Origin of the sequence: Proteocatella sphenisci DSM 23131, assembly GCF_000423525.1 — a bacterium.
Taxonomy (GTDB): Bacteria; Bacillota; Clostridia; order Peptostreptococcales; family Filifactoraceae; genus Proteocatella; species Proteocatella sphenisci.
On sequence record NZ_AUID01000008.1, the window covers coordinates 35,480 to 50,284 of the forward strand.

The 14,805-nt window shown below is 35.0% G+C and carries 14 protein-coding genes; all 14 read left to right on the forward strand.

The annotated features are described in order from the left end of the window. Window positions 1-97: 97 nt before the first annotated feature. From G558_RS0103910 to G558_RS0103975, 14 genes are read left to right on the forward strand one after another with little or no spacing between them, the layout of a single operon-like run. Window positions 98-271: a DUF896 domain-containing protein gene (locus G558_RS0103910; RefSeq protein ID WP_071604447.1), complete on the forward strand. Its 174-nt coding sequence runs from the start codon at window positions 98-100 to the stop codon at window positions 269-271. 16 nt (window positions 272-287) lie between these two features. After that, window positions 288-1,565 (forward strand): EF-P 5-aminopentanol modification-associated protein YfmF, encoded by a 1,278-nt coding sequence (yfmF, locus tag G558_RS0103915; protein ID WP_051188445.1) that lies wholly within the window; start codon window positions 288-290, stop codon window positions 1,563-1,565. Between the two features lie 2 nt (window positions 1,566-1,567). Then, window positions 1,568-2,863 carry an EF-P 5-aminopentanol modification-associated protein YfmH gene (yfmH, locus tag G558_RS0103920; RefSeq protein WP_028829005.1) on the forward strand — a complete coding sequence of 432 codons (1,296 nt, stop codon included), beginning with the start codon at window positions 1,568-1,570 and terminating at the stop codon, window positions 2,861-2,863. A 9-nt stretch (window positions 2,864-2,872) separates the two neighbouring features. Further along, window positions 2,873-3,619 carry a prolipoprotein diacylglyceryl transferase gene (gene lgt / locus G558_RS0103925; RefSeq protein WP_028829006.1) on the forward strand — a complete coding sequence of 249 codons (747 nt, stop codon included), beginning with the start codon at window positions 2,873-2,875 and terminating at the stop codon, window positions 3,617-3,619. Between the two features lie 41 nt (window positions 3,620-3,660). After that, a complete protein-coding gene (gene rsmH, locus G558_RS0103930) occupies window positions 3,661-4,593 on the forward strand; it encodes a 16S rRNA (cytosine(1402)-N(4))-methyltransferase RsmH (protein WP_028829007.1) in 933 nt (310 codons plus the stop codon). Window positions 4,594-4,603: 10 nt separating this feature from the next. Further along, window positions 4,604-5,161, forward strand: coding sequence for an FtsB/FtsL family cell division protein (locus G558_RS0103935; RefSeq protein WP_028829008.1), 558 nt, complete (start codon window positions 4,604-4,606; stop codon window positions 5,159-5,161). Between the two features lie 14 nt (window positions 5,162-5,175). After that, complete coding sequence (locus tag G558_RS12315; protein WP_051188446.1) at window positions 5,176-7,362, forward strand: PASTA domain-containing penicillin-binding protein; 2,187 nt, start codon at window positions 5,176-5,178, stop codon at window positions 7,360-7,362. Window positions 7,363-7,377: 15 nt separating this feature from the next. Beyond that, window positions 7,378-8,733: a UDP-N-acetylmuramoyl-tripeptide--D-alanyl-D-alanine ligase gene (locus G558_RS0103945; protein ID WP_028829009.1), complete on the forward strand. Its 1,356-nt coding sequence runs from the start codon at window positions 7,378-7,380 to the stop codon at window positions 8,731-8,733. A gap of 7 nt (window positions 8,734-8,740) precedes the next feature. Further along, window positions 8,741-9,712, forward strand: coding sequence for a phospho-N-acetylmuramoyl-pentapeptide-transferase (mraY, locus tag G558_RS0103950; protein ID WP_051188447.1), 972 nt, complete (start codon window positions 8,741-8,743; stop codon window positions 9,710-9,712). Further along, window positions 9,713-11,062, forward strand: coding sequence for a UDP-N-acetylmuramoyl-L-alanine--D-glutamate ligase (gene murD / locus G558_RS0103955; RefSeq protein ID WP_051188448.1), 1,350 nt, complete (start codon window positions 9,713-9,715; stop codon window positions 11,060-11,062). Continuing rightward, window positions 11,063-12,247 carry an FtsW/RodA/SpoVE family cell cycle protein gene (locus G558_RS12320; RefSeq protein ID WP_051188449.1) on the forward strand — a complete coding sequence of 395 codons (1,185 nt, stop codon included), beginning with the start codon at window positions 11,063-11,065 and terminating at the stop codon, window positions 12,245-12,247. After that, window positions 12,244-13,344, forward strand: a complete 1,101-nt coding sequence (murG, locus tag G558_RS0103965) for an undecaprenyldiphospho-muramoylpentapeptide beta-N-acetylglucosaminyltransferase (protein ID WP_028829012.1) — start codon at window positions 12,244-12,246, stop codon at window positions 13,342-13,344. Before G558_RS12320 ends, murG begins: the two co-directional genes overlap by 4 nt. A gap of 19 nt (window positions 13,345-13,363) precedes the next feature. Further along, window positions 13,364-14,083 (forward strand): cell division protein FtsQ/DivIB, encoded by a 720-nt coding sequence (locus G558_RS0103970; protein WP_028829013.1) that lies wholly within the window; start codon window positions 13,364-13,366, stop codon window positions 14,081-14,083. Next, complete coding sequence (locus tag G558_RS0103975; protein ID WP_028829014.1) at window positions 14,080-14,799, forward strand: DUF881 domain-containing protein; 720 nt, start codon at window positions 14,080-14,082, stop codon at window positions 14,797-14,799. The genes G558_RS0103970 and G558_RS0103975 overlap by 4 nt, the downstream gene beginning before the upstream one ends. Window positions 14,800-14,805: the final 6 nt, after the last annotated feature.

Consider the following 14,805-nt stretch of genomic DNA (forward strand, 5'->3'; position numbering starts at 1 on the left):
CCATAAAATAGTTTAGTGAAACCATACACTAGACTATTTTTTTATGATAAAATATAAAGGTACACGTTTTTATAAAAAACACTTCAGGAGAATGAAAATGGATAAGAAACTAATAGATAGAATAAATCAACTTTCCCAAAAATCAAAGACACAAGGTCTTACTGTGGGAGAAAAAGAAGAGCAACAAAAATTAAGAAAAGAATATCTAAGTGAATTTAAAAGCAATTTTAGAAAACAACTGGAAAATATAGAAATAACATATGTTGATTAGAGAGGAGATCTTGAAATTGAAAGCAATACAAAACAGGCCAATAGCAGGAAATATTAACTTGCTTAATATAAAGAGCAAGCAGTTTAAGACCAGTCTGATATCATTATATATAAAAAGACCTTTAAATGAACATGAAGCCACACTAAATTCGCTTATACCCTCAATATTAAAGATGGGAAGCAAGAACTACCCTACTCAGGCACATATATCCAAAAAATTGCAGGAGCTTTATGGCAGTGTTCTTGGGGTTGGAGTTGGAAAACTTGGAGAAAAGCAGATTCTTAACTTTAAACTTGTGCTTGCAAATGATAAATATCTTAGTGAAAAGGTTTCAGCAGAAGCATTTTCGGTTATGATGGATGTAATTTTAAATCCACTCATAGAAGACGGCGGATTTGTGAGCAAACATGTAGACATAGAAAAATCTGTACTCAAAGAATCCCTGCTTTCAAGAATCAACAACAAAGGAGCATATGCTCATGAAAGATGCATAGAAGAAATGTGTAAGGGAGAACCTTACAGTATAAATGAAGATGGAAAAATAGAAGATCTTGATAAAATAACACCCCAGTCACTTTATCAACACTATAAGAAGATCTTGTCAGAATCAGAAATAGACGTTGCCATAACAGGAGATGTGGACGAAGATGTAGTTTTAGAAATAGAAAAAGTCATAAAAGACAAGTTTAGTTTCAGAAATAGGGAAATTATCACTATTGCAAGAGAAAACATACATCATGAAATAGATGAAGTTAACCATATTACAGAAGCTATGGATGTTTCGCAGGGGAAAATAGTTATGGGCTACAGGACTAACGTTGATGTAAGAAGCGATGAATATATACCGATGTTCCTATATTCAATGATACTTGGAAGTGGAGCTCACTCGAAACTATTTATGAATATCCGAGAAAAACATTCTCTTTGTTACTCGATCAATTCTTTTCTTGAAAAGCTCAAAGGAATAATGTTTATAACGGCCGGGATAGACACTGAAAATTTTGAAAAGACGGTAGAACTTATAAAAAAAGAAGTAGATGATATGGCTGAGGGTATTATTTCTGATAATGAATTGGACTTTGCTAAGAAATTCGTAAGAAACAACTTTCAGTCATTAAAAGACAGTATATGGTCACTTTCTGACTATTATTACAATTTAAATAACCAGGGAAGAAATGAAAGTGTTGAAGAATTTTTAGATAAAATCGAAAAAGTTTCAATAGAGGACATTAAAAAAGTATCATCTAATATTAAACTTGACACTATTTACTTTCTTACAAAAAAAGGGGAGTAGACATGAAAATAATTAAAAATGATAATTTAAACGAATCTTTATATCACGAGAAGCTGGATAATAATTTAAATGTGTTTTTTATTCCTAAAAAAGGCTTTACAAAAAAATATGCCATACTGGCAAGCAATTACGGTTCAAACGATCTTGAGTTTATATCTCCCTTTGATGGATCTCACATAAAACTCAATGAAGGCATAGCTCATTTTCTAGAGCATAAGATGTTTGAACAGCCAGATGGGGTAGATGCATTTTCAAAATTTTCGGAGTTTGGAGCTAATGCAAATGCGTTCACAAATTTCAATATGACAGGATATATGTTCTCTGCAACTGATAATTTTTATGAATCATTGACACATCTTTTGGATTATGTTCAGACCCCTTACTTTACAGATGAAAATGTAGAGAAAGAAAAAGGAATAATAGCTCAGGAAATAAAAATGTATGAAGATAATGTGGACTGGCAGCTTTTTTTTAATACACTAAGGGCTATGTATGTCAATCATCACAACAATATAGACATTGCAGGAACTGTTGAAAGTATCTACAAGATAAGCAGGGATGAACTCTATACATGTTACAATTCCTTTTATTCACCTTCAAACATGGCGCTTTTTGTCATAGGCGACCTGGAGTGGGAAGATACAATCAAGACGGTTAAGGAACACGTAAAAGACGATAACAGCTTTGAGGGCGAGATAGAGAGAATAAATCCTAAGGAGCCAAATAATATAAATAAAAAAGAAATATCACAAATAATGGAAGTTTCCATACCCATGTTTTCACTTGGATATAAAGACTTTATGAAGGGTGAAATACAAGGTAAAGAGTTACTTCATAAAAGCCAGACTACTGATATAATTTTAGATTGTATATTTAAAAAAGGCAGCAATCTGGATGAGTACCTTTATATGGAGCAGCTCACTTACGAACCGCTTTCATATGACTATTCATCGCACAAAGATTATGGTTATACTATTATTTCAGGAGAGACACGTCATATAGACAAAACAATAGAAGCTATAAAGTCAGAACTTGAAAGACTAAAAAAAGATGGTCTGGATGAAGCTGATTTCAAGAGGATAAAAAAGACCAAAATAGGAAGTTTCATAAGATACTTTGATTCCATAGAAGGTATAGCAAATTCCTTCATCGGAGCTTTCTTTGAAGGGATAAATTATTTTGATATCCTGAGTTCTCTTGAAACAATAACTTTAGAAGATGTCAATAAAAGACTGAGAGAACATTTTGTTGAAGAAATGAGTGTAATCTCGACAATAAAGCCAAAAGAGAATGAATAAGAGGTAGATATGAATCCAACAGCATTTACAATATTTGGAATAGACATACAGTGGTATGCAGTTATAATAACATCTGCTATGATAATAGGAGTATTATTCAGCATAAAAGATGGAGAAAAACAAGGTTTTGTAGGTGACCACTTACTGGATCTTATGCTTGTTGCTCTTCCGCTGGCAATAATAGGGGCAAGAGCCTATTATGTGATTTTTAATTTTGAAATATATAGAGATAATATAATAAACATATTCAATATAAGGCAGGGAGGGCTTGCAATACACGGAGGACTCATAGGTGGTTTTTTAGGAGGATATATTGTATCAATTAAAAAAAAGTTCAATATATTCAAGGTTGCAGACGTTATTTCACCTTATCTTATACTTGGTCAGGCTATAGGAAGATGGGGAAATTACATCAATCAGGAAGCTCATGGGGGACCAACAGATCTGCCATGGGGAATAATGGTAGATGGAGTTAAGGTACACCCTACATTTTTTTATGAATCAATCTGGAATGTTATGATATTTTTTGTACTCAAGAAAATATACAAGAACAAGAAATATGATGGACAGATGGCAGCGATGTATCTAATTCTTTACTCTCTTGGAAGATTTTTCATAGAGGGTATGAGGACGGATTCACTTATGGTAGGCCCGCTTAGAACTGCTCAAGTCATAAGTGTACTTCTTATATTGCTTGGAGCATCAATTATGAAATATAGAAAAAATAAAGGAATTAGTGCCGCTTATACTGAGTAATCAGATATTATAAAAGACTTGAAGAAGTAGGAGATAATAAAATGGAATTTGTACACAAATCAGTCCTTCTAGATGAATGTCTGGAAAGCCTTAATATAAAACCGGACGGTATTTATGTTGATGGTACACTCGGAGGGGCTGGGCATTCGATTGAAATTGTAAAACAATTAGATAAAGGCAAATTGGTAGCATTTGATCAAGATATAGATGCTATAGAAAATGCAAAAATAAAACTTGCGCCATATATGGATAAAGTCGTTTTGATACATTCCAACTTTGAAAATCTTGGAGAAAAACTCGAAGAATACAATATAGGAAATATAGACGGGCTGTTGCTTGACCTGGGAGTATCATCTTATCAGCTGGATACACCAGAACGAGGATTTTCATATATGCACGATGCTCCTCTTGATATGAGGATGGACAAGAGTATTAAAGAAAGTGCTTGGGATATAATAAACCTTTATTCAGAGTCTGAGATTTCGGATATAATTAGAAATTACGGTGAAGAAAACTGGCATGCAAGGATAGCAAAATTTATAGTTGAAAAAAGGCAGGAAAAACCTGTAGAAACAACTTTGGAACTTGTAGATATAATAAGGTCAGCGGTTCCCAAAAAAGCAAGAGATGAGAATCTGCATCCTGCCAAAAGGACCTTTCAGGCAATAAGAATAGCTGTAAACAGAGAACTTGATGTTATAGAAAAAGTAATAAATGAAGCAACAGAAAAAATGAACCCAGGTGGGATAATTGCAATAATTACATTCCATTCACTTGAAGACAGAATAGTAAAAACTGTATTTAAAAATCTCAGTAATGGTTGTACATGTCCGCCGGGGTTTCCTGTATGTATATGTAAGACTGTTCCAAAACTAAAGCTTCTTACAAAAAAACCTGTGATATCATCTAAAGAAGAACTTGAAGAAAATCCAAGAGCGAGAAGTGCGAAACTGAGATGTGCAATAAGATTATAGGGGAAATATTATGAATAACTATCAGTCGTACAAAGATTACAAAAGTGAAGGCGGGGGAAAATCCAGACCAGCAGGAAAATCCAGACCAGCAGGAAAATCCAGGCCAAAAACAAAATCAAGGGCGGAAGCACTTGTCAAAGACAGACCAAAAAAGAAAAACAAAAGAAGATTAGAATATGAAAAAAAATTGTCAGCAGAGAAGAAAATAATAGCTGCACAAAACAAAAAAGATTTGAAAAAAATCAAGCAGTTTGAGAAAAAAGAAAAAAGCGAACAAAGAAGGCAAGCAATCAAAAGCAACACAAAACCGCTCCTGATTGCCTGCTTTGTTGTGTTTTATATTGGTATTTCCATGGGAATACTGTATAATAACTCAAAGATAGCGCAGATGCAATATAATGTTAACGAAATAAAAAAAGAAATTGAAAAAGAAATGAACTATAAAAATGAACTTGAGGCTGAAAGAGAAAGTACTTTCAAAAGTGAAACCATAGAAAATTATGCAAAGTACAGACTGAATATGGTATATCCATCCAAAGAACAAACTGTTTATATAAAGATTAGTTAACAAAAGAGGCTAAAATGAGAAGTAACAGCAAATACAAAGGATTAATATCAAGGCGACTGAGCTTCAGTATGGGAGTATACTATTTCCTGATTTCGATTTTAATTATGAGGCTTGGATACATTCAGATAGTTAATCCGGAAAAATATACAGACAGAGCCATAGTTCAGCAGCAGAAAGACGAAATAATTCAGCCGCTGAGAGGAAGTATACTTGATCGAAATGGCAAAGAGCTTGCGGTGAGTATAGTTACTTATGACATACTTGTGGAAAAAATATATGTAAAAGATGTTCAAAAAACAGCAGACGCACTTTCTAAAATTCTTGAGGATGTGACTGTAGAAGAATTTAAAGAAAAGTACAATGACGATACAAAACGTTTCATACTGAGAAAGAATATACCATTAGAACTTATAGAAGAAATCAAGTCAACACAAGCAACGGGACTGAAATTTGAAGAAAATTCACAGCGTAAGTATCCTTATGGACAGTTTGCATCATTTGTAATAGGCCATGTTTCTTATGATAATGAAGGTATAGCCGGTATAGAGTCGTATATGAATACGGAACTAAAGGGAATACCAGGCAGGAGAATTGTCATAAAAGATGCAGAAAATCGTGAAGTTCCAAATTCGGAAATAAGGTACAATGAAACAAAAAATGGTAATACGCTTGTACTTACAATAGATGAAGTGCTTCAGCATCATGTAGAAAAAGTTACAAACCAAGCCTATATAGACAGCAATGCAGTTTGTGTAACTTCTATTGTGATGAATCCTAAAAATGGAGAAATCCTGGCCATGTCATCAAAACCAGACTATGATCCAAATATGCCAAGAGAGGCTAAATTTGAAACCTATGCCAAACAACTTGAGAAGGCAGTCGATGTAGACTCAAGGTCTGCTATAATAAGCAAAATGTGGCGAAATCCGGCTGTAAATGACATATACGAACCAGGATCGCCATTTAAACTTATAACATCTGCTGCGGGGCTTGAAGAAGGCAAAGTCTTTTCAGAAGAAGTATTTTATGACAAGGGATATGTAAAGGTAAAAGACCGGATTATAAAAAACTGGACATCAAGGCCATATGGAAGTCTGACATTTCGAAAAGCAGTAGAAGAATCTGTAAATACAGTATTCGTTCAGGTAGCAAACAGGCTGGGTGCACAAACCTTCAGAAATTATATTGAAGCATTTGGCTATGGAAGTAAATCGGGTATAGAAATTCCAGGAGAAGCTGAAGGCATAATATACCCTCTAAATAAAACTGGAGAGGTTGAACTGGCAACCATGTCATTTGGACAAAGTATATCGGTGACTCCGCTTCAGATGATAAATTCCGTAGCAGCAATAGCAAATGAGGGAAAACTCCTTAAACCAACTCTTATAAAAGAGATATGGGACTACAAAGGTAACATAATACACAGACATGAAAAAGAAGAAATAAAAGCAGCTGTATCCCCCGCGACGGCATCAAAAGTAATGGAGCTTATGGAATCTGTTGTAAAATCAGGGGGAGAAAATGCTGAAATAGAAGGTTACAGGCTTGCCGGAAAGAGCGGTACCGCTCAAAAAGCTTCAAAGGGAGGCTACCAATCAGGCGCATATATAGGGTCATATGTTGCAGTGGCTCCAGTTGAAGACCCTCAGCTTGTAGTGCTCACAATAATTGATGAACCAAGAAAAGGCTCGTATTATGGGGGCGTTGTAGCAGCCCCAGTAGTAAGAGATATTATGAGTTATTCACTGAGATATCTTGGAGTTAATCCAGATAACACAAACACCTCAAATGTTTCTCCAAAAGTTGTAATTCCTGAGATAAGAAATATGAAAATTTCGCAGGCGAAAGAAAAACTTTCAAAATCGGGATTAAAATACAGATTGTCAATTAAAGAAGAAGTGAGTCCGGATACAATAGTTATTGACTGTTTCCCAAAACCGGGCGAAAAACTGGCAAAGGGTTCGGATGTAATACTATATGTACAGCAGAAGAATTCTGAAATTAAAATGCCGGACTTAAAAGGTAAAACTATGGAAGAATCGGGTAAGATACTCGCAGGATTGGGATTAAACCCATCCTACTCGGGTACAGGGAAAGTTCATTCTCAGGCTCCTGCAGCAGGAACAAAACTAAGCCAGGGGACCGTGGTCAGCCTTGACATGAAAGACACAGAAGCAGAGACTGAAGAGACTAATGAATAAATTGGAGGCAAAACAATGCAAAATATGACCGTGGGCCATATATTAGAGATGACAGGTGGTAAAACCAACTTTGATATTGATAAAAATATAAAAGTAAATAAGATAAGCCATGACAGTAGAGAAATAGAAGCAAATGATATATATGCAGCCATAGTAGGAGAAAGGCTAGATGGCCACCAGTTTGCAGAAACTGCCTTGAAAAACGGGGCATTGGCTGTAATAGTCGAAAAAAAATCAACAGAAAAAGACATATTAGTTGAAGATACTCGCCTTGCATTAAAAAAAATAGCAATGGGATACCGAAAAATGTTTGATATTCCATTTGTGTCTGTCACGGGAAGCAGCGGGAAGACAACTACAAAAGACATGCTGTACTTTGCTATATCACAGAGCCTCAATACACTTAGAAACATAGGAAACCTTAATTCTGAAATAGGACTGCCTATGACAGTATACAATCTGGATAGTTCTCATGAATGTGCTATACTTGAGATGGGAATGTATGTTCTTGGTGAAATAGATTACCTGGCAGAAATTGTAAAACCTGATTTTGCAATAATTACAAATGTTGGAGTGGCTCACATACAAAGTGCGGGCTCTAGAGAAAACATACTTAAAGCAAAGATGGAAATTGCAAATTATATGGATGAAAATGATTTTCTACTGATAAATGGCGACAATGATATGCTAAAGACTATAGATAAAAAGTCTCTTATTCCCTCTGTTTTCACATTTGGAATTGAAGACCATAATGATATAAGGCTTGTTTCATATGAATCGAGCAACAATAAGATGCTTATAAAAGCAGAAATACTAGGAGAACAAATAGAATATGAGATTCCTACAGTGGGTGTTCATAATATTTATAATTCGCTTAGTGTGATGGGCCTATGCAAACTCATGGGACTTGATATGATAAAATCAGCTCAAGGAATCAGTAAATACCAGCCCTCCAAGTACAGAATGGAAATCAAGAAAATAGCAGGCAAGACAATAGTAGAAGACTATTACAATGCAAACCCTGACTCGGTAAAGGCTTCCATAGAAACATTTGGTCAAATGCAAGGAGAGAGAAAAGTTGCTATATTGGCTGATATGCTCGAATTAGGTGAAATGTCAAAGCATGCCCATATGGATGCTGGAGCCCAGGCATCGGAGATATTTGATGTGATAATATGCATAGGAAAAGATGCGAAACACATTGAAAAAGGAGCTCTTGAGAAGGATTTCCAAAAAAACAATATATACTTTTTTAAAAATAACCAAGAAGCTTTATCAAAAATAAATTCAATATTGAGACCAGGAGATGTGATACTCATAAAAGGGTCAAGAGGAATGAAACTGGAGGAGGTTGCAGAATCGATCTGCTAACAAAATAATGGAGATAATTGTATTGATGACATCGTGGGCAATCGCTTATTTTGCGGGGCCGAGACTGCTTCCTGTGCTCAGAAAGCTTAAATTTGGACAGACTGTGAGAGATGATGGACCACAGTCACATCTTCAAAAAAACGGAACGCCTACTATGGGTGGTTTTATATTTATTATTTCGATAATAATTACATCGCTGATTGTAATTTCACTAAGACGTGAATTTACAACAGAGATAGTCATTTCACTCTTATTTATGATTCTTTTTGGATTTGTGGGGTTTGTAGATGACTATATAAAAGTCGTGAAAAAAAGGTCCCTTGGACTTAAAGCCAGGCAAAAAATATCTATGCAGGTTGTATTTGCGGCAATACTAGCTGTTTTTCAGCTTAAGATTTCGCCTCTTGGAACCAGTATTTTAGTTCCCTTTACTAACCTGACATTAGACTTAGGCATAATGTATGTGCCATTTCTAATGTTTGTTATAATCGCAATAGTGAACAGTGTTAATTTAACAGATGGGCTTGATGGACTTGCAAGTACTGTAACAGTTGTAGTTTCATTATGCTTTGCAGTCATTGCAGCAATGACAGGAAATAAAGCCGTGATATATTTTATGTGCTCAGTTGCGGGAGCTTGTATTGGATTTTTGAGAGTGAACAGATATCCTGCAAAAGTATTCATGGGAGATACAGGATCCATGGCACTTGGAGGAGCAGTGGCTGCAGCTGCAGTAATACTTAACCTGGAACTGCTGGTGCCCCTTATTTGCATTGTATATTTCATGGAAAGCTTATCTGTTATACTGCAGGTGGGTTATTATAAAAAAACAAAAAAAAGGATATTCAAGATGGCTCCTTTACACCATCATTTTGAGCTATGCGGATGGCATGAGACTAAAGTTGTAAAGGGATTTATTGTTATTACGGTTATAATGGGTCTGATTGGAATACTTTCAGTCTATATTGGAGGGATTTAGATGATGCAGTTAAAAGATAAGAAAGTAATAGTTATCGGACTGGGCAAGAGTGGAGTTAAACTCCTTGAGTTTTTAGATAAAAAACATGTACAAACTACGGCTTATGACAGCAACAATACTACAGACAAATCGCTGTCTGAAAAATTTTCAGCTAATATAAATTTCAAGCTTGGCCAAAACCCAAACGGTGATGAAATCTGTGATCTTGTTATAGTTTCTCCAGGGATATCCATGAATCTTGAATTTATGAAAAAATTTACAGATAGAAACATAGAAATTGCAGGTGAAGTCGAATTTGCATACAATTTTGCAAAAGGAAGATTCGTCAGTATAAGCGGAACGAATGGCAAAACAACGACAACGGCTCTGACAGGAGAAATATTTAAAGCAGCCGGATTTGATACAAGAGTTGTTGGAAACATTGGAAATCCAGTTATATCTGAAGTAGAAACATCTACAGAAGATACTATTTTTGTGGCAGAATTATCAAGTTTTCAGCTTGAGACGATAAAAAAATTCAACAGTAAAGCAGCTGTAGTAATAAACGTTACGCCTGATCACCTGGACAGACACCTTACAGTAGAAAATTATGCAGCCGTAAAATCCAGGATATTTGAAAATCAGAAAAATGATGATTATTCGATTATAAATTATGACGATCCTTCAGTCAGAAAAATGGCGGAAAAACTAAAATCGAGATTGATTTTTTTCAGTAAAGAAAGCAAATTGAAAAATGGAATATATATAGAAAATGGAATTATAAAATATGCCAAGAATTCAGACATAAAAGAAATAATAAAAAGAGATGAAGTCTTCCTTAAAGGAAACCATAATCTGGAGAATGTCATGTCAGCAATCGGCTTGGGCATTGCAAACGATGTAGATATTGAAGTAATGAAAAAAGTCCTGAGAGAATTTAAAGGTGTAGAACACAGGCTTGAATTAGTTGAAAACACAGGTGGTATTGAATATATAAATGATTCAAAAGGGACCAATGTAGATTCTTCTATAAAGGCGCTAGAAGCGTATGATCACGATGTGATACTCATTGCGGGAGGTTATGACAAAAAAGCTGAGTTTGTAGATTTTGTAAAGATGTTCAGTGCAAGAGTAAAGCATGCAATATTTATGGGACAAACAAGACAAAAACTTGCAGATGCATGTATTGAAAATGGATACAATGAATTTACATTTGCGCAAAATATGAAGGAAGCCGTTGAAACAGCAAAAAAAATAGCAAAACCTGGAGACACAGTACTTCTTTCTCCGGCATGTGCATCATGGGGAATGTATAACAACTTCGAGGAACGTGGCGAAGATTTTAAAAATAATGTAAGAGGTCATGTATAAGTGGAAAATAAAGGCAGAAATCGTGGTGAGGGAAAAATAGACTATATGGTCCTGATACTTACAGTTACAATAACTGTCATCGGAATAATAATGGTCTACAGTGCAAGTTATGTAAACTCAGGCTTTAGATATGAAAATCCCAACAAGATAATATATAAAGAAATAATATTTGCAATAATTGGAATGGCATTGATGTTTTTAGGAATGAAAATCCCCTATAGAATATACAGGGGAACGCTCACAAGACTTCTTGCATGGATAACATTCATAACTTTTTTGTTACTTCTGACACCTATGGGTCTGGATCTTAACGGAGGATTAAGGTGGATCAATCTTGGATTTACAACATTTATGCCATCAGAGCTTGCGAAATATACATGTATATTTCTTATGTCAGAAGCGCTGACTAAAAAAGATATTGACTGCAGGAGGCTTGGTGACGCTGGAAAATTCTGGCTTGCCCCAGGGTTTTTTATTGCAATGGTTGCAATGCAGCCGGATTTATCGACCGCATTCATACTTTTTTGTATAACCTTTTACCTCTACTACATAGGCGGTATAAGAAAAACTTGGATATTTTTTCTTTTTGGCATAGGAATACTTGGAATTGCAGGCCTTATAGCAATAGAGCCATTCAGGATACTAAGGGTAAAGACTCTGTTAGACCCCTTTTATGATCCTCAAGGAGCAGGGTATCAAGTGCTTCAATCCCTGTACGCGATTGCTTCAGGAGGTATAAAGGGAGTTGGGCTTGGAGCAAGCAGGCAGAAACTCCTCTATCTGCCAGAGCCTCAAAATGACTATATTTTTGCAATTATAAGTGAAGAACTTGGATTTATAGGATCACTTTCAATTATATTTTTGTTTGTAGCGCTAATATCTAGATGTTTTATGATTGCAGCAAATGCACCGGACAGATATGCTACATTTATAGTTTCTGGAATAACTATACAGATGGCGCTTCAGTCGCTTGTAAATATGTTTGTTGCAGTGTCTCTTCTTCCAAGTACTGGGATACCACTGCCACTGATTAGTTATGGTGGAACATCACTGGTTTTAAATCTTTTTGCCATGGGAATCATACTTAATATATCCAAGTATGACAGAAGATATATACAAAAGGACAAAGATAAAGTAATAAAGAAAAAATATCATAAAATTGAGAGCAGGAGAAGGAATATATGAGAATAATCGTGACAGGAGGAGGAACCGGAGGCCATATTTATCCAGCCATTGCTATAGCAGACAGGTTTAAAGAAGACTACCCAGATTCAGAAATTCTTTATGTGGGCGTTGAAGGTGGGCTCGAGTCAAGACTTGCATCGCAGTATGGGTATGATTTTAAAGGGCTTAAAGTTAAAGGCTTTCAAAGAAAAATAAGTATTGAAAATATAAAGCGTGCAATACTTGCAGCAAAGGCTGTAAAAGAAGCAGCATATATAATTGGCGAATTTAAACCAGATATAGTAATAGGAACCGGAGGGTATGTTTGTGGTCCTGTAGTGATGGCTGCATCAAAAACCAAAGCTGTTACGGCGATTCATGAACAAAATGCGTTCCCGGGAATTACAAATAAAATACTTGCAAAAAAAGTGGACAAGGTGTTTTTGGGTTTTGAAGCAGCAAAAGACAGGATGAAGTGCAAGCATGAACCCCTAATTGTGGGGAATCCAGTCAGGAAAGACATCAGAAATCCTCTTGACAAGTCTGAAGCCAGAAAAAAACTTGGCCTTTCAAATGAGACTGCATTTATTTTGGTTACTGGAGGATCGGGAGGATTTGGAGCTATAAATAATGCGTTCATTAAAATAATTCCAAAACTTATAGAAAGAAATGTTGAATTTGCCTTCTCTACGGGTAAATATTATTATGAGGCTGTTATGAAAATCCTAAAGGATAAAGAATTTAGCTGTAATTTCAGGGTATTTGAATATATTGACAACATGCCAGACTATCTTTCAGCAAGTGATTTATGTGTAGTGAGCGCCGGAGCTACAACACTTGCAGAAATAAATGCAGTAGGTAGAGCCTCTATAGTAATCCCAAAAGCTTATACATCGGAAAATCATCAGGAATACAATGCAAAATATATAAAATCAAAAGAAGCTGGCGAATATATTTTGGAAAAAGAACTTGATGAAGATAATCTATTTGAAAAAATAATGGATATAATAGAGAATTCCGAGAAACGTATATTTATGGAAAAAAACAGCAGAGAACTTAACTCTATTGATCCTTGCGAAGCCATAGTAAAAGAACTTTCGCAACTTATAGTACAATGATCATTGCAGGAGATTTTTAATGAATAAAAAAATAATATTGATTTCAGTAGTTTCTGGAATACTTCTGTTACTTGGAATTTACTTTACATCACCTTATTTTCACGTGAACAGTATAATAATTCTTGGGAATTCTAAAATAACTACAGAAGAAATTGAATCAAAACTTAATGTACTTCTTGAGGAAAATACATTTTTGACGGATAAAAAAAAGATCAAAGAAATCTATACAAGTGATCCATATATAGAATCTATAGAAATCAAGAGCAAGTTTCCATCCACTTTGATATTTAATATAAAAAAGAGGCAGGCTGTAGCAACTGTGAAATTTTCAGGAGGTTTTCTGGTAATAGACGAAAACGCAGCGGTACTTGAATCTACACAGGAGCTGTCAAAAATAGTAAAACCCCTCATAAGTGGAATTGAAGTTACACAGGTCAGACTTGGGGATAAACTTGATATTGAAAACGAAGATACATTCAATCTTATACACAATATAATAACAAATGTAAGAAGTGCAAAACTCTTGAATAATATATCTCAGATAGAAATAAGCAAAGAATCTGAAATAGTCATGATAACTCCCCAGGGAGTAAATGTACTCTTAGGTGAGGGTGAAAATCTAAATAACAAAATGCTTATATTAAATCAGATACTTATAGATCTTCATGAAAAGAAAATATACAGTGGCTACATTGATATGAGATATGAAGGATATCCAGTATACAGGAGAACAAAATGAAACCAATTTTGAAGAACAAAATGGCTAAAATATTATTCTTTTTTTTCAGTTTTATAATAGGGGTAACTCTTGTGATGCAGTTCAAACTTGTAGAAACAATGAATAATGGACAAAGCATATATGATAAGGCTGCCCACCTTCAGCTTGAGCTTACAGGAATTAAAGAACGTAAGGAAAAATTGGAAAAAGAAATAAAAGAAGTAGAATCAAAGATATCCGAAATAAACAACTCAGAGCTTGAAAGTGATACGCTTCAAGAGACCCTTAAAAGTGAAATGGAAAAATATGAACTTCAAATTGGTTATAAGAAAGCGCAGGGAGAAGGGATTGAGCTCGAACTCCTACTCCAGGATATAGAAAATTATGATGTACTCATCAATAACTATGATCTTATACTATCTATAGTCAACAAGCTCAATGCAGCAGGAGCAGAAGGGATTGCTATAAATGACGAAAGGATTGTTACGGCTACAGACTTCAGATATGAAGAAGGAACTCTTCATGTAAATTCCAATCCCATAAAGTCGCCATTTGTTTTCAGAGCAATCGGTAATCCGGATACTCTTGAGGCGTCACTTAATATAAGATATGGTATATTATGGGAATTGAAACACAATTTTGGTATAAACAGCAGAATAGAAAAAAAGAAAACAGTTGTACTTCCCATGTATGTAAAAGAGATAGTATACAAATTTGCAGAAGTGGTAGAAGATTAGGAGAAA